The sequence below is a fragment of the Halosaccharopolyspora lacisalsi genome (assembly GCF_014137975.1).
Taxonomy (GTDB): domain Bacteria; phylum Actinomycetota; class Actinomycetes; order Mycobacteriales; family Pseudonocardiaceae; genus Halosaccharopolyspora; species Halosaccharopolyspora lacisalsi.
Genome location: NZ_JACGWZ010000002.1, coordinates 322,469 through 338,707, shown reverse-complemented (window position 1 = coordinate 338,707; position 16,239 = coordinate 322,469). Strand labels below are relative to the sequence as shown.

At 69.5% G+C, this 16,239-nt stretch carries 15 protein-coding genes; 10 read left to right on the top strand and 5 right to left on the bottom strand.

Annotated elements, in window-relative coordinates; translation table 11 throughout:
* Position 1 precedes the first annotated feature (1 nt).
* From selA to FHX42_RS09320, 4 genes are all read left to right on the top strand, one after another.
* Positions 2-1,294, top strand: a complete 1,293-nt coding sequence (gene selA, locus FHX42_RS09335; RefSeq protein ID WP_182543841.1) for an L-seryl-tRNA(Sec) selenium transferase — start codon at positions 2-4, stop codon at positions 1,292-1,294.
* Complete coding sequence (gene selB / locus FHX42_RS09330) at positions 1,294-3,057, top strand: selenocysteine-specific translation elongation factor (RefSeq protein WP_182543840.1); 1,764 nt, start codon at positions 1,294-1,296, stop codon at positions 3,055-3,057. Before selA ends, selB begins: the two co-directional genes overlap by 1 nt.
* Before the next feature lie 89 nt (positions 3,058-3,146).
* Positions 3,147-4,106, top strand: coding sequence for a non-homologous end joining protein Ku (gene ku, locus FHX42_RS09325; protein WP_182543839.1), 960 nt, complete (start codon positions 3,147-3,149; stop codon positions 4,104-4,106).
* A gap of 119 nt (positions 4,107-4,225) precedes the next feature.
* Positions 4,226-6,739 (top strand): ATP-dependent Clp protease ATP-binding subunit, encoded by a 2,514-nt coding sequence (locus FHX42_RS09320; RefSeq protein WP_182543838.1) that lies wholly within the window; start codon positions 4,226-4,228, stop codon positions 6,737-6,739.
* A gap of 148 nt (positions 6,740-6,887) precedes the next feature.
* Here the strand turns inward: FHX42_RS09320 and FHX42_RS09315 are convergent, their stop codons facing one another.
* Positions 6,888-7,088, bottom strand: coding sequence for a hypothetical protein (locus FHX42_RS09315; RefSeq protein WP_182543837.1), 201 nt, complete (start codon positions 7,086-7,088; stop codon positions 6,888-6,890).
* 101 nt (positions 7,089-7,189) lie between these two features.
* Between FHX42_RS09315 and FHX42_RS09310 the strand changes: the two genes are divergently transcribed.
* Positions 7,190-8,200 carry a GlxA family transcriptional regulator gene (locus FHX42_RS09310; protein ID WP_182543836.1) on the top strand — a complete coding sequence of 337 codons (1,011 nt, stop codon included), beginning with the start codon at positions 7,190-7,192 and terminating at the stop codon, positions 8,198-8,200.
* A gap of 243 nt (positions 8,201-8,443) precedes the next feature.
* On the opposite strand, the gene FHX42_RS09305 is transcribed toward FHX42_RS09310, so the two are convergent.
* Entirely contained in the window at positions 8,444-8,698 is a 255-nt protein-coding gene (locus tag FHX42_RS09305) for a hypothetical protein (protein WP_328796008.1), read from the bottom strand.
* A 109-nt stretch (positions 8,699-8,807) separates the two neighbouring features.
* Here FHX42_RS09305 and FHX42_RS09300 point away from each other — a divergent pair, with 109 nt between their 5' ends.
* From FHX42_RS09300 to FHX42_RS09280, 5 genes are all read left to right on the top strand, one after another.
* Complete coding sequence (locus tag FHX42_RS09300; protein WP_182543835.1) at positions 8,808-9,005, top strand: helix-turn-helix domain-containing protein; 198 nt, start codon at positions 8,808-8,810, stop codon at positions 9,003-9,005.
* Positions 9,006-9,087: 82 nt separating this feature from the next.
* Positions 9,088-10,641: a molybdopterin-dependent oxidoreductase gene (locus tag FHX42_RS09295; RefSeq protein ID WP_182543834.1), complete on the top strand. Its 1,554-nt coding sequence runs from the start codon at positions 9,088-9,090 to the stop codon at positions 10,639-10,641.
* A gap of 227 nt (positions 10,642-10,868) precedes the next feature.
* Positions 10,869-11,474 (top strand): IS607 family transposase, encoded by a 606-nt coding sequence (locus FHX42_RS09290; protein ID WP_182543833.1) that lies wholly within the window; start codon positions 10,869-10,871, stop codon positions 11,472-11,474.
* Complete coding sequence (locus FHX42_RS27355) at positions 11,471-12,865, top strand: zinc ribbon domain-containing protein (protein WP_182543832.1); 1,395 nt, start codon at positions 11,471-11,473, stop codon at positions 12,863-12,865. The genes FHX42_RS09290 and FHX42_RS27355 overlap by 4 nt, the downstream gene beginning before the upstream one ends.
* Before the next feature lie 51 nt (positions 12,866-12,916).
* Complete coding sequence (locus FHX42_RS09280) at positions 12,917-13,960, top strand: NAD-dependent epimerase/dehydratase family protein (protein WP_182544227.1); 1,044 nt, start codon at positions 12,917-12,919, stop codon at positions 13,958-13,960.
* A gap of 28 nt (positions 13,961-13,988) precedes the next feature.
* On the opposite strand, the gene FHX42_RS09275 is transcribed toward FHX42_RS09280, so the two are convergent.
* From FHX42_RS09275 to FHX42_RS09265, 3 genes are read right to left on the bottom strand one after another with little or no spacing between them, the layout of a single operon-like run.
* Positions 13,989-14,645 carry a class I SAM-dependent methyltransferase gene (locus FHX42_RS09275; RefSeq protein WP_328796007.1) on the bottom strand — a complete coding sequence of 219 codons (657 nt, stop codon included), beginning with the start codon at positions 14,643-14,645 and terminating at the stop codon, positions 13,989-13,991.
* A complete protein-coding gene (locus FHX42_RS09270; protein WP_182543831.1) occupies positions 14,642-15,322 on the bottom strand; it encodes a TIGR04282 family arsenosugar biosynthesis glycosyltransferase in 681 nt (226 codons plus the stop codon). Before FHX42_RS09270 ends, FHX42_RS09275 begins: the two co-directional genes overlap by 4 nt.
* Positions 15,319-15,981: a glycosyltransferase family 2 protein gene (locus FHX42_RS09265; RefSeq protein WP_182543830.1), complete on the bottom strand. Its 663-nt coding sequence runs from the start codon at positions 15,979-15,981 to the stop codon at positions 15,319-15,321. The genes FHX42_RS09270 and FHX42_RS09265 overlap by 4 nt, the downstream gene beginning before the upstream one ends.
* Positions 15,982-16,239: the final 258 nt, after the last annotated feature.

The following is a 16,239-nucleotide window of genomic DNA, read 5'->3' as shown; positions in this document are numbered from 1 at the left end:
CATGGGTGATCCTCGCCGCCACATCCCGGCCACCGACCGGATTCTCAACGAGCCACGCGTCGCCGAGGCCGCCGAGCGGCTCGGCCGCGAGCGGGTCAAGCAGGCCGTGCACGAGGCACAACAACGTGCCAGGGACGGCGAGATCGCCGTTCAGGAAGTTGTCGAAGGAGTGCTGGCCGAGCTTCCGGAGTCCACCCTGTCCCTCCGGCGGGTGCTCAACGCCAGTGGCGTGCTGCTGCACACCAATCTCGGGCGTGCGCCGTTGTCGGGGGCCGCCGTGCGGGCGCTGACCACCGCGGCGGGGACGACCGACGTCGAGCTCGACCTGGAGACGGGACATCGCGGGCGCAGGGGCACCGGAGCTCTCGCCGCGCTGCGGGAGGCCGTGCCCACGGCGCAAGCCGCTCACGTGGTCAACAACGGTGCGGCGGCGCTGGCGCTGGCGGCCACGGCACTGGCGGCGGACCGCGAGATCGTGGTGGCGCGGGGCGAGCTGGTGGAGATCGGCGACGGGTTCCGCATCCCCGAGCTGCTGGCCTCCACCGGTGCCCGCCTCCGGGAGGTCGGCACCACCAACCGCGTCCACCTCAGCGACTACCGCGACGCCATCGGCCCGGACACCGGCTTCGTCCTCAAGGTGCATCCGTCGAACTTCGTGATCAGCGGGTTCACCTCCGCCGTCTCGGTCGCGGCGCTGAGCGAACTCGACGTGCCGGTGGTGGCCGACATCGGTTCGGGTCTGCTGTCCCCGCATCCGAGGCTGCCCGCCGAACCCGACGCCACCACCGCGCTGGCCGAGGGCGCCGATGTGGTCACCGCCAGCGGCGACAAGCTGCTCGGTGGTCCGCAGGCGGGGATGCTGCTCGGCGACGCCGAGCTGGTCGAACGGCTGCGCCGCGATCCGCTCGCCCGTGCGCTGCGGGTGGACAAGCTGACGCTGGCCGCGCTGGAGGTCACGGTGCGGGGACCGTCCACCCCCACCGGACAGGCACTGGAGCGGGACGAACGGCAGCTGTGGCATCGAGCCGAGCGCATCGCCGAGATCCTCGCCGGTGCCGGCGTCGCCGCCGAGACCGTGTCCACCACGGCCGCCGTCGGCGGTGGTGGAGCTCCCGGTGTCGAGTTGCCCAGTGCGGCCGTGGGGGTGGCCGAGCACCTCGCCAAACAACTCCGTACCGGGGACCCACCGGTGCTGGCCCGGGTGGAACAGGGGCGGTGCCTGCTCGACCTGCACGCCCTCCCCCCGGAGGAGGACACCGACCTGGTCCGAGCCGTGCTCTCGGCGGTGCGCTGATGCGTGTCGTGGCCACCGCCGGACACGTCGACCACGGCAAGTCCACACTGATCCGGCTGCTCACCGGCATGGAACCCGACCGGTGGACGGAGGAGCACCGGCGCGGGCTCACGATCGACCTCGGATTCGCCTGGACCACGGTCTCCGACGGTCAGCAGCTGGCCTTCGTCGACGTTCCCGGGCACGAGCGCTTCGTAGCCAACATGCTCGCCGGTGTCGGGCCGGTCCCGGCCGTGCTGTTCGTCGTCGCCGCCGACGAGGGGTGGATGCCCCAGTCCGGCGAGCACCTGGAGGCCCTGCACGCGCTGGGCGTGCGGCACGGGGTCCTCGTCATCACCCGCAGCGACCTCGCCGACCCGGAACCGGCCGCCCGGCAGGCGCACGAGCAGCTGGCGGAAACATCGCTGGCAGGGCTGCCCACGGTGTGCGTCAGCGGCACCACCGGCGAGGGCGCCGCGGACCTGCGCCGATCCCTCGACGAACTGGTCTCCGGACTGCCGCGCCCGCCCCACGACGCCGATCCCCGGCTGTGGGTGGATCGCGCGTTCACCATCCGCGGTGCCGGAACCGTGGTCACCGGAACGCTGCCCGCGGGCAGTCTCGCCGTCGACCAGCACCTGGTGTTGCTGCCCGGTGGGCAAGAGGTGTCCGTGCGCGGTTTGCAGTGCTTGGGCACCGAGGCACCTCACGTCGATGGTCCCGCCCGAGTGGCGGTGAACCTGCGCGGCACGGATCTCGACGAGGTGCGCCGCGGAGATGCGTTGGTGCCGCCCCGGCAGTGGTTGTGCACCGATGTCGTCGACGTGCGGTTGCGCGGCAGCGACCCCCGAGAGCTGTCCGCACGGTTGACGATGCACGTGGGCTCGGCGGCCGTGGTGACGCGCGTGCGTCCGCTCGGTACCGACACCGCGCGGTTGTCCCTGGACGGTCCGCTTCCGCTCCGCATCGGTGACCGGTGCCTGCTGCGCGATCCCGGCAGTCACCGCGTCCCCGCGGGGGCGCTCGTGCTGGATGTCCGGCCACCGGCGCTGGCGCGACGCGGCGCCGGGAGGCGACGCGCGGTGGAGCTGGAGGAGTTCGACGACCATGCCGACGGGGCCGCCGAACTTCGGCGCCGCCGCTGGATCCGCTCCGAGGAGCTGCGCGCCATGGGAGCCACCGAGCCCTCGGGGGCACTGCGGGCCGGGTCCTGGCTGCTGGATCCCGCGCACCGCGACGCGTTGGCCAAGCAGCTGCTCGGTCTGCTCAACGACTACCAGGAGCGGTATCCGCTGGAAGGCGGGCTGCCCACCGAGTCCGCGCGGCAAGCGCTGTCGCTGCCCGATGCCGCGCTGCTGACGGCCGTGCTGCGGGCTCCCGATGCCGCGGACGTGTCCGTGCACGAGGGCCGGTTGCGACTGGGAGCTCCCCGCCTGCCCGAACCCGTCCGCGAGGCGGTCGCCGAGATCCGCGACCGACTGGAGTCGGCACCGTTTCAAGCGCCCACCGCCACGGAGCTGACCGAACTCGGCCTGGGATCCCGGCAGCTCGCGGCGGCGGTGCGCGCCGGCGAGCTGAGCAAGATCGATCAGGGTGTCTTCCTGCTCCCCGACGCCGTCGAGCAGGCCGTGGCACGGCTGGCGGAGCTGCCCTCGCCGTTCACGCTCAGTCAGGCTCGGCAGACGTTGGGCACCACGCGCCGGGTGGCCGTCCCGCTGCTGGAACTGCTGGCGCGGCGGCACCGCACCGAACGCCTGGCCGACGGCACCCACCGGCTGCGGTGACCGTCACGTTTGAGCGCGGCCGCAGGGGGCACCCGACGGGTACACCGCATGATTCGGCAAGCGGTGCCGCGGGAGGGAGGCACGCCGACATGGTGCACAAGATCTGGAGCGGGTCGGTCACCTTCGGTCTGGTGACCATCCCCGTCGGCCTCTACAGCGCGACCGAGAACCACACCATCACCTTCAACCAGTACCAGCGGGGGACCTCCGACCGCGTGCGCTATCGCAAGGTCAACGAACGCACCGGGGAGGAGCTCGGGTCCGAGGACGTCGTCAAGGGACGCATCGTCAACGGCACGCTGGTGACCGTCGAGCCCAGGGAGCTGGACGACATCGCTCCGGGACGTTCCCAGAGCATCGAGATCTCCCGCTTCGTCGATCTCGACGAGATCGATCCTGTCCACTTCCAGAAGACCTACTGGTTGAGCCCCTCCGCCCAGGAGCACGAGCGGCCGTACGGACTGCTCAGGCGTGCGCTGGCCGACACGAACCGGGCCGGCATCGCTCGGTTCGTGCTGCGCGGCAAGGAGTACCTCACGGCACTGCGCGCCGACAACGACGTCCTCGCACTGGACACCCTGTTCTTCGCCGACGAGATCCGCGACCAGTCCGAGGTGATCGAGGAGAGCGCCCGGAAGCCGGCCAGGAGCGGCAAGGAACTGCGGATGGCCACCGATCTCGTCCACTCCATGAGCGGGCCCTGGCAACCGGAGTCCTACGCCGACACCTACACCGCGCGGGTCGACAAGCTCCTGGAGGACAAGAGCCGGGGCCGCACTCCGGAGTTCGAGGGGCCTCCGCCGGAGCCGACCGAGGACAGCGATCTCTCCACGACCCTGCGTCGCAGCGCCGAGCGGGCGCGAAGCGACCGGGGCGAGGAGGAAGCCTCCCGGGAGGTCTCGAAGTTGAGCAAGGCCGAACTGGACCGCCGCGCCAGGACGTTGAACATCCGGGGGCGGTCCAAGCTGAACCGCTCGGAGCTGGAGAAGGCGATCAGTCAGGCACGGCCTCACCGGGAGTCCGGCCGCCGCAAGCAAGAGACGCCATGATCCGGAAGTTCGCCTTGAGCGAACCCGACTCAGGAATGCCGCAGGGGGAGGCTCATGTTTGAGCTGGTGAGTTCCGCGGGAACAACCACATCAGGAGCTCGCGAAGGAAAGAGGTAGTAATGACCAGCTTCTTCGGCCCCGGTGGGCCTGGTTCGAGTCCCTTCGACGACTTCTTCGCCCGGTTCCTCGGAGGCCAAGGCAGGCCCATGCAGCGAGTCGACATCACCCGATTGATGAGTCAGCAGGCTCAGGAACTGGTCGCCGCGGCCGCACGGCTGACGGCCCAGCACGGTGGCCGGGACCTCGACGCCCACCACCTGCTGTGGGCGGCCACGCAGACCGAGGGCACGCGCGAAATGCTGGATCGGGCCGGTGCCGACTCCTCCTCGGTGGCCCAGCACATCGAGCAGCAACTTCCCGAGGGTGAGAGCACCGAACAGCCCCCGGCGCTGACCCCGGCGGCGAAACGGGCGTTGCTGGACTCCCACCAGATCGCCAGAGCGGTCGGGTCCTCCTACATCGGCCCGGACCACCTGCTGCTGGCGCTGGCGGCCAACCAGGAGTCCACGGCCGGACGGCTGCTGGCCCAGGCCAACGTCACGCTGGAGTCCCTCCAATCCAGCGCCGCACACCAGCCGGGACAGCAGAGCAGCCCGGAAAGCAGCCAGCAGGCCAGCTCCACCCCCACGCTCGACCAGTACGGGCAGGACCTCACCGTCAAGGCCCGGGACGGTGGCCTGGATCCCGTCATCGGGCGCTTCGACGAGATCGAGCAGACCGTCGAGGTACTGGCGCGGCGCACCAAGAACAACCCGGTGCTCGTCGGTGAGGCCGGTGTCGGCAAGACCTCCGTGGTGGAGGGGATCGCGCAGCGCATCGTCGACGGCCAGGTGCCGGACGTGCTCGCCGGCAAACGCGTGGTGCAGCTCGACCTCTCCGGAGTGGTCGCCGGGACCCGTTATCGCGGCGACTTCGAGGAGCGGATGAACAAGCTCCTCGACGAGATCGGCAAGAACAGCGATCAGCTGATCATCTTCATCGACGAGCTGCACACCGTCGTCGGGGCGGGCGGCTCGGAAGGTTCCGTGGACGCGGGCAACATGCTCAAGCCGAAGCTGGCCCGCGGTGAGCTGCACGTGGTCGGCGCCACGACGCTGGACGAGTACCGCAAGAACATCGAGAAGGACGCCGCCCTGGAGCGCCGTTTCCAGCCGATCGACGTCTCCGAGCCCAGCGTCGACGACACCACGCAGATCATGCACGGGCTTCGGGACCGCTACGAGGCCCACCACCAGGTGCGGTTCAGCGATCAGGCACTGCGCATGGCCGCCGAACTCTCCGATCGCTACATCACCGACCGCTACCTGCCGGACAAGGCCATCGACCTGCTCGACCAGGCCGGAGCCCGCAAGCGGCTGCGCACCAAGACGCCGAACACCGACGTCCGCGAACTGGAGCAGCAGGCCGACCAGCTCGCGCGCGACAAGGCGCAGGCGGTCCACAACGAGGAGTACGAGAAGGCCTCCAACCTGCGTGACCAGATCAACGAGGTGCAGGAGAACATCCGTCGCCACCGCGAGAGCGGCGACGGGATCCCCGAGGTCAGCTCCGACGACATCGCCGAAGTCGTCTCCCGCGCCACCGGCATCCCGGCCACCCAGTTGACCGAGGAGGAGAAGGGGCGGCTGATGCGACTGGAGGAGCAGTTGCACCACCGCGTCGTGGGCCAGGACGAAGCGGTCCACGCCGTCGCGCGAGCGGTGCGGCGTTCCCGCACCGGCATGGGCGATCCCAGCAGGCCCGTGGGCACGTTCCTGTTCCTCGGTCCCACCGGGGTGGGCAAGACCGAGCTCGCGCGGTCGCTGGCCGAGTCCCTGTTCGGTGACCAGGAGCGCATGGTCCGGCTGGACATGAGCGAGTTCCAGGAGGCCCACACCGCCAGCAGGATGGTCGGGGCCCCTCCGGGCTACGTCGGATACGGCGAGTCCGGTCAGCTCACCGACGCGGTGCGGCGCCGTCCCTACTCGGTGGTGCTGCTGGACGAGATCGAGAAGGCCCACCACGACGTGTTCAACACCCTGCTGCAGGTGTTCGAGGACGGGCGTCTGACCGACGGTCAGGGCCGCACGATCGACTTCCGCAACACCGTGGTCATCATGACCAGCAACCTGGGATCGGACATCATCTCGAACCGCTCCGGGGTGATCGGGTTCAGCAGCCGCGAGCAGGAGCAGGCCGACGAACCGGCCCGGGACCGGCTGATGGACCGGCTGCGCGACTCGTTCCGGCCGGAGTTCCTCAACCGCATCGACGAGATCGTGGTCTTCCGCAAGCTGGAGAGCGACCAGCTGCGCCGGATCACCGAGCTGATGCTGGACGAGAGCAAGGACCGCCTGCGGGCCCAGGGCGTCGACGTGGAGTTCGAACCGGCCGCCGTGGACTGGCTGACCGAGCACGGCCACCAGCCCGAGTTCGGGGCCCGGCCGCTGCGGCGCACCATCCAGCGCGAGGTCGACGACGCCATCTCCGACCTGCTGCTGGAGGGCAAGCTCAGCGAGGGCCAGCGTGTCGAGGTCACCGCGGGCGAGGACCAGCTGAAGTTCTCCGTGCATTCCGAGGCCGCTTCGGCGTGACGACGTTCGGGGGTCCGGAAACCGGTCCGGGCCCCCGAATATGAAGGTTCAACTACCAACGTTAGCCTGAATTCCGTCGCGCGCTCCCCCCTCGCGCGACGTTCAGCGGCGGGGCGTGGACCCCCAGCACGCCCCGCCGCCTCTTCGTTCAAGAGCCGGTTCCCCACCCCGCGCGGGTGATCGTCGAAACCGGCGTCTCGTGTGGTTCCCTGCCGTGGTGCGGGCCGCACCGAGTGGTTCTGTTCCGGCCGAGCGGCGACCCGAACTTCCGCATCCGGTACGTCAGCCCCCACGCCGCGCAGAGCATGACGAGTGCCGTCACCGCCAGAGCGATCCACGTCTCGAACATCGTCGACTCCTTTTCCTCGTTCGGCGCCTCGATACCGAGAGTGCGGGGTCGGTTCCGGTGAAACGAGTGGCTCGAAAGCCATCTTGTGCAAGAATCGAGCCATGATTACTGGCACGAGCCCCGCGCGCCACCGAGTCGCCGTGCTCGTCCGCGACGGATTGCTGCCGATGGAACTGGGGTTGGTGCACCAGTTGTTCGGCAGCGCCTCGACCGACGACACACCGTTGTACGACGTGCTGACCTGCACTCCCGTACCCGGTCAGGTCCGTACCGATGCCGACTTCGCCATCACCGTCACGCACGGCCTCGCCGTCGTGGACGAGGCCGACACCGTCGTTCTCGTGGCCTCGCACGAGTACGACGAGGTCGCGGCTCCGCTGGATGCCGACCTCACCGCCGCACTCGCCCGCATCCGCCCGGGCACCCGCATAGCCTCGATCTGCACGGGTGCTTTCGTACTGGCCGCGGCCGGACTCCTTGACGGGCGTCGGGCCACGACGCACTGGCGGGCGGTGGAACGTTTTCGACGGCTGTACCCGACCGTCGACCTCGACCCGAACGTGCTCTACACCGCCGAGGAGAACGTGCTGACCTCGGCGGGGGAAGCCGCGGGCATCGACCTGTGCCTGCACATGATCCGCGAGGACCACGGCTCGGCGGTGGCCAACGACGTCGCCCGCACCACGGTCGTGCCCGCTCACCGGGAGGGCGGGCAGGCCCAGTTCATCCGCCGTCCCGTTCCCGAGCCGGGACTCTCCTCCACCGGAACGGCCCGCGCCTGGGCGCTGCGGCATCTCGACCGGCCGCTGACCCTGCGCGAGCTGGCCGCGCGGGAGTCGATGAGCACCCGGGCCTTCACGCGTCGCTTTCGCGAGGAGGTCGGCATGTCGCCGCTGCGGTGGCTGACCCGGCAACGTCTCGAACGCGTCCGGCAGCTGCTGGAGGAGACCGACCTTCCGGTCGAGCGGATCGCCGCGGAGGCCGGTTTCACGACCACGGCCTCGCTGCGCCAACACCTGTACAACGACCTCGGCGTTTCCCCGCGCACTTACCGCAGCACTTTCCGAGGAAGCACCACCGCCCTTGACGGCAACGACGCGAGTGGGACGTGAAAAGCCCCTGCCGCTGTCGGGGCGCGGCAGGGGCGGCTTTCAGCGGCTCCGGATCCCGGGAGTCCGGTCCCCGGGGAGCTGGAGCCCTCGATGACGTTCGGGGGCTGATCCGGCTCCCTGATCGCTGCCGACAGGTTGTCGAGACCGCTGGCCAGTTCGTGACGCTGCCCGCGGGCAGGGTGTCGTTGTCGATGTCCACCACGGCGTTGCCGAGAGCGACCATGGCGAGCCTCGTCAGCTTGCCTACTTCGTCCACGACTGCTCCCCCTTCAAGAACGCATGGCAGTCCATGCACGTCGGTGCCATGAGCCAGTCGACCTCGGACGGTCCCGCCATAGGCAGGTCTTCCGCTCCGCAGACCGACGTTCCCGACCTCCGGCCGTCCCACTTGCGGCCGCCCTTGAAGGCGTGCCGGGTGCCGTGCGGCCCCATCTGCTCCCCGAACACGGGAGGCCAGTAGTGGTACTGGCTCTCGTCCGGTGTCTTCACGACTTCCACATCGCTCCCCAAAAAACTGCTAAATCTGACAACTCCTCCCAATGTACCGAAACTTCTTATAGTGCTAAAGCGACCAGCGTAGGCCGATCGGGCGAAATACGATCGGTTCATGACTCGCGATCGGCTACTCACGTCCGGACAGCTCGCGAGGGAGTTAGGCATCTCCCACCAGTCGATCACGAACTACGCCCGTAACGGGCAGCTTGAACCGACGCTCGTCACGCCGGGAGGTCACTACCGGTGGGACCTGGAAGACGTGAAGCAGCAGCTGCGGACGAAGGACCAGCAGCGCCGGGAGCGAGACTGACAGCGGCACACGAGAGCCGCTGAGAGCTTCACCGACGAGGGACGAAACCAATCGCCACGCGGGGTGAGTACGAATCCCGGGCATGAGCGATCCGAAACGTAGCGCCGGACTCACGAGATCCGTAGCGGCGCTGATCGGTGGGCTGGCGGCGGCTTCGGCACTGGCCGCCGGGCACCTCGTGGCCGGGCTGACCGATCCGCGGTTCTCCCCGCTGATCGTGGTGGGCAACGCGGCCATCGATCTCACGCCACAACCGGTGAAGTCGTTCGCGATCGACGTCTTCGGCGCTGCCGACAAGCTGGCCCTGCTGATCGGCATGGCACTGGTCATCCTGGTCGTGGCCGTGGTCGGCGGTGTCCTGTCACGCCGCCGGCGCCTACCCGGAATGCTGATGATCGCTCTGTTCGGCGTGGTGGGAACCTCGGCAGCCGTGGGGCTCGGTCCGACCGCGCTGATCGCGCCGGTGGTGACCACGGTCGCCGGGGGCGGTGTCTTCGGCTGGTTGCACAGCACGGCCGGACGCCGCGGGGAGACGAGCGAGGAAACGGAACCCGCCCGGAGCGGTCCGGACCGGCGTCGCTTCCTGGGTTCGGCGGCTACTGTCGCGGTGGGCGCGGGCGCCGCCGGCCTCGGAGGCCGGCACCTGGTCGAGCGCGACAACGTACGAGCCTCGCGGCTGGCGGTCGAGCGCGCCCTGTCCGTGCGACCGGTGGAGAGCTCGAAAATCCCGGCGGGCGCGGACTTCCACGAGGTGGGGACACCGACGTTCCTCACGCCCAACGAGGAGTTCCACCGCATCGACACCGCCTTCACCGTCCCCCGGGTCACCGTCGAGGGATGGCGGCTGAGAGTGCACGGCATGGTCGACCGCGAGCTGAACCTGTCCTTCGACGACCTGCTGCGGCGCCGCCGGATCGCGAGAACGATCACCATGTCCTGCGTGTCGAACCCGGTCGGAGGGGACTACGTCTCCACCGCGACCTTCGAAGGGGTGCCGATCAGGGACGTACTGCTGGAGGCCGGGGTCCGATCCGGTGCCGATCAGGTGTTCAGCACCAGCACCGACGGGTTCACGGCGGGCACCCCCGTGGACGTGCTCACGGATCCCGGCCGTGACGCCCTGCTGGCCGTGGGCATGAACGGACGACCGCTTCCGGCCCAGCACGGCTTCCCGGTGCGGATGGTCACGCCGGGGCTGTACGGCTTCGTCTCGGCGACCAAGTGGTTGACCGGCCTCGAACTGACCACCTGGGACGGGGAGACCTACTGGGAGAAGCGCGGTTGGGCCGAGCGCGCCCCCGTCAAGACGCAGTCGCGCATCGACTCCCCGGCCGGGTTCGCCCGGGTGCCGGCGGGCACCACCACCGTCGCGGGCACCTCCTGGGCCCAGACCACCGGCATCCGCCGTGTGCAGGTGCGCCTCGATGGTGGCCCGTGGCAAGACGCGCGGCTGTCCACGGAGGTCAACCTCGACACTTGGCGGATGTGGCGAACCGAGCTCGACCTCTCCCCCGGCCGACACACCCTGGAGTGCCGCGCCACCGACAAGTCCGGATACACCCAGACGCCGAAGCGCGCGGACGTCGTTCCCGACGGCGCCACCGGTTGGCACTCGGTTTCCGTCACGGCCGAATAGCGGACGGCAGGCTGCGCTCGCAGGAGCATCCCGGATCACCGCAGGACCCGAGCGGGCGATTCGACCGCGGCCACCGAACCGACGAATGTGGACCAAGAGTCCTCGAACACGACCTAGACTCGCCTCCGCGCCGAACCCGCAGCGGGCGAAGGCGAACACGCTCAGGCCACGAAGGAGCTCTGACTAGTGCATGAATTATTGTTTAGAGTTGTGTACTATTGACCTTGATGGACAAGGTTTATCGGATCGGGGAATTCGCTGCGCGGGTTGGCCGGTCGGCGAGCACCGTACGCCGGTGGGAACGCGAGGGGCTGCTGACCGCGAAACGCACCCGGAGTGGGCAGCGCTACTTCACCGAGGCGGACGTGCGGTCCGTGTTGAACCTTGCCGCCGTCCAGCAGCGGGCCACGGTGGTGTACTGCCGCGTTTCCAGCAGCGGGCAGCGCGACGAGCTGGAATCTCAAGTGGCAGCGATGGACCAGTTCTGCCTGGCCAACGGCATCACCGTGGACGAGCGAGTCCGCGAAGTCGGTGGGGGCATGAACCTACAGCGCCCGAAGTTCCTGAACCTGATGGACCGCATCGAGGACGGGCAGATCGACCACGTGCTGGTGGCGCACCAGGACCGGCTGGCGCGGTTCGGGTTCGACTATCTTGAACACGTGGCTCACCGGAACGGGTGCCGCATCACCGTGGCCAACGCGGAGTCGTTGTCGCCGCAGCGGGAACTAGTCGAGGACCTGTTGGCGATCGTGCACACCTTCTCGGGCCGCCTGGATGGGCTACGCAGGTACGAGAAGCAGTTGACAGACGAGTTCGGGGCCGGATCGTGAAAGCCGCGAAAACGACCCGGATCGCCTACAGCGACGGACTGAACCCGGGTAAGCAGGCTGCTCTCACCGAGCAGGCCCGTCGTCCTGGTCGGGTGCGGGCGAAGGTGTGGCGCGAGTACGGGGCGCTGGCCGGAGTCGGCGTCACAGACCGAGACATCCGTGACCGGTGGCTCGCGGACGGCACAGCCGACCAGTTCGGGGTGCTGGCGAACGCGTGGAAAGAAACGCTGCGCGACACCATCGCGGACATTGCGACCTACCGGGAAGCGGCGACAGCACCGGTGCGACGGGCCATCGCCCGCCTGGCCGTGTCCGAGGCTGAGCGGAAACGGCTGTATACCGCGTTGAGACGCGACACGTGGCCCCAGGATGGGTATCTGTCCCGCATGATGCGTCAGCATTGGCGGCACGGACACAGCCGCGTGGCGAACCGGATCATCGTGCGGGCCGACCAGTACACCACGTGGGCCCATCCGGCCAGTGGGAACGTGTGGCTGTCGGTGCCCGGCCTGGAACGGCGCAGCCCCGTGCGCATTCCGCTGAACACCAACGTGGCACCGTCCGGCACGTTACGGTTGATCCTGCGCGACGGCCGGGTCGAGGTGCATCACCAGATCGACGCGGCCACCATGCCCACCTCGCAACGCCCGTGCGGCACCGGTGACGTCGGGGTGGATAAGGGATACGCCGAAGCGCTCGTGGACTCCCACGGCAACCACCACGGTGACGGGCTCGGTGAGCTGCTGGCCAGCGAGTCCGACCACCGGAAATGTAAGGGGCAAAGCCGGAGCAAGCTGCGTGCGCTGGCGCAGCACGAACTCGCCCAAGGCAACCGGGCCAAGCACGATCGGATCGTGGCCAACAACCTCGGCACGGTGAAATGGCAGCGGCGTGCCCACCGGCTGGAGCAGCGGGTCCGCACGTTGTGCTTCACCGCTGCCCACCAGGTCTGCGACCACGCGAACCATGTGGTGGCCGAAGACCTGGCGAAACCGTTCTCCGCCCGGCACAGCCGCGGGCGGACCACCAACCGGCGCCTCAACCAGTGGACCAAGGGTGTGCTGGCGGAGGCGCTGTCCAGCGCGTCGGAACGCCGAAGTTCGGCGTTGTCGCCGGTCAACGCGGCCTACACGTCACAAGTCGCCCCCTGCTGCGGTTGCCTCGGCGACCGGGCCGGGGACCGGCTTCACTGCACCCGGTGCGGGGACGTGTGGCGGGCAGACCACGCGGCAGCGATCACCATCCTGCGACGGCACGGAGACCCCGACATCTCCCTGCACACCCCACACAAGCGGGTGCGGCAGATCCTGCAGGACCGTGATCGCCGGTCGGAGGAAACTGCTCCTCCCGGACTCCGACCCCCAGACGGGTGGAGAGCGAAACATCCTTAACCACACGGTCACCGACGAACAATCGTGATCAACGAGAAGGAAGCAGGCAGCATGCGCGTTCTCGTCACCGGAGGCGCCGGGTTCATCGGCTCGCACGTGGTGGAGTCGCTCACCGCAGGCGGGCACGAGGTACGTGTCCTGGACATGTTCCTGCCCGCCGCACATGGCGGTGCGGCTCGTCCGGCCCCTCCCTCCGTTCACGAGCTGATCACCGGTGACGTGCGTGAGCCGGAGGTGCTGGACCGGGCGCTGCGGGACGTCGACGTGGTGTGCCACCAGGCCGCGATGGTGGGGCTGGAGACCGGTATGGCCGACATGCCCGACTACGTCTCGCACAACGATCTCGGGACGGCGCGCCTGTTGGAGGCCATGAGCCGGCACGGCACGACACGGCTGGTGCTGGCCGGTTCGATGGTCGTCTACGGCGAGGGGCGGTACTGCTGCCCGGCCCACGGTGTGGTCCGCCCCGGAGCGCGCACCGTCGACGACCTCGAGCGGGGTGTGTTCGAACCCCGTTGCCCCCGGTGCGGGGAGTCGTTGGAACCGGGAACGGTCCCGGAGGACACGCCGCTGGCTCCCCGCAACACCTATGCGACCACCAAGGCGACCCAGGAGCACCTGGCCGCGGCGTGGGCCCGACACACCGGTGGTACGGCCGTGGCGCTGCGGTACCACAACGTCTACGGCCCGCGGATGCCGCGCAACACCCCGTACGCCGGTGTCGCCTCCCTGTTCCGCTCCGCGCTCGCTCGGGGTGAGGCACCTCGCGTGTTCGAGGACGGGGCGCAGCGGCGCGACTTCATCCACGTGCGCGACGTCGCCAGGGCCAATGTCGCGGCCGTCGAACACGGCAGGGACGGTTTCGCCGCCTACAACGTGTGTTCCGGGCACCCGCGCACGATCGGGGGCATGGCCACCACCCTGGCAGCGGCGTCCTCCGGCCCCGAACCGGTCGTGACCGGCCGGTTCCGGGTCGGCGACGTGCGCCACATCGTCGCCGACCCGGACCTGGCCCACAAGGAACTGGGCTTTCACGCCGAAATCGGCTTCACCGAGGGCATGACCGAGTTCGCCACCGCACCACTGCGGGAGTGAGCGCCGCCGCGGCCACCACCCACGTGGACTACTGCTTCGCGGGTACGGCCCCCGACGGCACGGGGAGCTCCGAGTCGGGGGTCTTCGGCTCCATCCCGGCGAACCAGCGACCGGCGTTTTCGACGGTCCAGCTCAGCCGCATTCCCGCCGACTCAGCGAGCCGTGGCACGGTGTCCACGCCGACATCGCACCAGCGAAACCACGGTCCACTGTCGATCCTGGCCATCCGGGAACGCATCCCCGTCCCCGGTGACGCCACTTCGACGATGACGCTGCCGTCGGTGTCGAGGAGCCGACGCACCCGCTCCAGCAGCCGCTTCGGATCACCGCCGATGCCCAGGTTGCCGTCAGCCAGCAGCACGTGCTTCCAGTGCTGCTCCCCCGGAACGGGGCCGAACACGTCCCGCATCAGGGCGCGACCACCCCGCTGGACGGTCATCCGAACGGCGGCTTCGGAGGTGTCGATGCCCAGGGCGAGGACGCCTCTCGCGATCAGGGCCAGGGTGAGCCGTCCCGGGCCGCAGCCGACGTCGAGAGTCGTCCCCCGGCAGTGCGACAGCAGCATCGCGTCGACGGCGTCGGAGTGTTCGCGCCACCGGTGTACCGGCATCTCCCATCGGGCGCCGTTGTCGTACTCCATCCAGGACCTCCGAGCCAGCAGCGCCCGGTCGAAGGGACTGTTCACGGGACCACTCCCACCCCGGCCCGCACCGCGGCGGCGAACTCGGATTCGGGGACTCGTTTCGCGACCGGTACCGCCTCGCTCATCGTGTCGACGTCGGAGAGTTCGGGGAGCAGGCCCACCCGCAGGCCGTGCGAACGCAGGGCGGCCAGGGTCAGGTCCCCGGTGTCCGGACGGGACATGGGCACTTCCGCCAGCACCGAGGCCCAGCGGGGATCGCGCAGTCCCAGTGCCCACCAGCCTCCGTCGGAAGCCGGTCCCAGGACGGCATCCGGTCCCTCGGCGTGGTGCAGCGGCTCGGCGCACTCGGCGAGCAGTTGCCCGGTTACCTGAGGGGTGTCCATCCCGATCTGCACAACGGGCCGGTGCGGCAGCACCTCGGCGACATCGGCGTGAGCGGCGGCCAGTCGCGCGCCGAAGTCGTCACCGCGTTGCGGCACGACGCTCAAACCGTTCAGCGCTGCCGCGATCTCCTCGCGTCGCAGGGCACACGCCAGCTCACCCGTCCAGGCGACCACACCGGCCGAGTCCGGCACCGCGCGCACCGCCCGCAGCGTGTCCAGCAAGCTCGCCGCCGCGATCCCGGCGGCTTCGTCCGCGCTCGCCGGTGGGGACAGCCGTGTCTTGGCGAGGCCCGGTTCGGGAGCCTTGGCGACCACCAGTAACGCCGTGTCGCTCATCGCAGCACCCCGATCATGTCCCGCACCGCCCGTGCGGTGCCCCGGACCGAACCGGAGACCTTCGACCGAGTCCCGGACGCGCGGGGCTGGTAGTCGACCGGCAGTTCACGCAGTCGCCAGCCGGCCTGACCGGCTCGGAGGAGGAGTTCGAGGGGATAGCCGAACGCCCGGTCCCGCACGTCGAGCTTCAGCAGTTGGTCCCGGCGGACCACGCGCACCGGTGCCAGGTCGCGCACCGGTACTCCGCGACGCCGCAACATCGCGGCCAGGACCGCGTTCCCCGCGCGGGCGTGCCACGGGAAGGCCGCCCGCTCGGTCGGTACCCGACGTCCCACCACCAGATCGGCGGTGTCCTCGCGCACCGGTGCGATCAGGCGCGTCAGTTCGCCGGGGTCCACCGAGCCGTCCGCGTCGACGACGCACACGATCTCGGCGGTGGCGTGGAGCAGCCCGGTGTGGACCGCGGCGCCGTATCCGGGTACCGGCTCGTGCACCACGCGGGCACCGTGCTCGGCGGCGACCTCGGGAGAACCGTCCGTCGACCCGTTGTCCACCACCAGGGCCGTGGCCTCCAGGGACTCGGTGATCGAGCGCAGCACCGGTGGCAGGGCCGCGGCCTCGTCGAGGCACGGCAGAATCACGTCCACGTGTTCGGCCATGGCGCTCAGCCACCGTGGTGGTGGACGGGTCCGCGGGCGAATTCGGCGGCTATGCGCATCGTGATCCTCTCGGTCGCTGTGCTGTTTCGCTCAGTATTCGGATCACACCGGCACATGGTTTGGTCGCGAAATCACCCGTTCGAACGTCACCGAGTTTTACTCGTCACATGAACGCCACATCACGCGCGTGCCCAGTGGTTCGTCCGGAAGCAACAGGCCCGGAGAGACCAGTACAGTCCCGTTCGGTCACTCCTTGGA

Bases quoted from the DNA above. Each gene is read 5' to 3' on its own strand.
- selA (WP_182543841.1), top strand. From the start codon at position 2: ATGGGTGATCCTCGCCGCCACATCCCGGCCACCGACCGGATTCTCAAC.
- selB (WP_182543840.1), top strand. From the start codon at position 1,294: ATGCGTGTCGTGGCCACCGCCGGACACGTCGACCACGGCAAGTCCACA.
- ku (WP_182543839.1), top strand. From the start codon at position 3,147: ATGGTGCACAAGATCTGGAGCGGGTCGGTCACCTTCGGTCTGGTGACC.
- FHX42_RS09320 (WP_182543838.1), top strand. From the start codon at position 4,226: ATGACCAGCTTCTTCGGCCCCGGTGGGCCTGGTTCGAGTCCCTTCGAC.
- FHX42_RS09315 (WP_182543837.1), bottom strand. From the start codon at position 7,088: ATGTTCGAGACGTGGATCGCTCTGGCGGTGACGGCACTCGTCATGCTC.
- FHX42_RS09310 (WP_182543836.1), top strand. From the start codon at position 7,190: ATGATTACTGGCACGAGCCCCGCGCGCCACCGAGTCGCCGTGCTCGTC.
- FHX42_RS09300 (WP_182543835.1), top strand. From the start codon at position 8,808: ATGACTCGCGATCGGCTACTCACGTCCGGACAGCTCGCGAGGGAGTTA.
- FHX42_RS09295 (WP_182543834.1), top strand. From the start codon at position 9,088: ATGAGCGATCCGAAACGTAGCGCCGGACTCACGAGATCCGTAGCGGCG.
- FHX42_RS09290 (WP_182543833.1), top strand. From the start codon at position 10,869: ATGGACAAGGTTTATCGGATCGGGGAATTCGCTGCGCGGGTTGGCCGG.
- FHX42_RS09280 (WP_182544227.1), top strand. From the start codon at position 12,917: ATGCGCGTTCTCGTCACCGGAGGCGCCGGGTTCATCGGCTCGCACGTG.
- FHX42_RS09270 (WP_182543831.1), bottom strand. From the start codon at position 15,322: ATGAGCGACACGGCGTTACTGGTGGTCGCCAAGGCTCCCGAACCGGGC.
- FHX42_RS09265 (WP_182543830.1), bottom strand. From the start codon at position 15,981: ATGGCCGAACACGTGGACGTGATTCTGCCGTGCCTCGACGAGGCCGCG.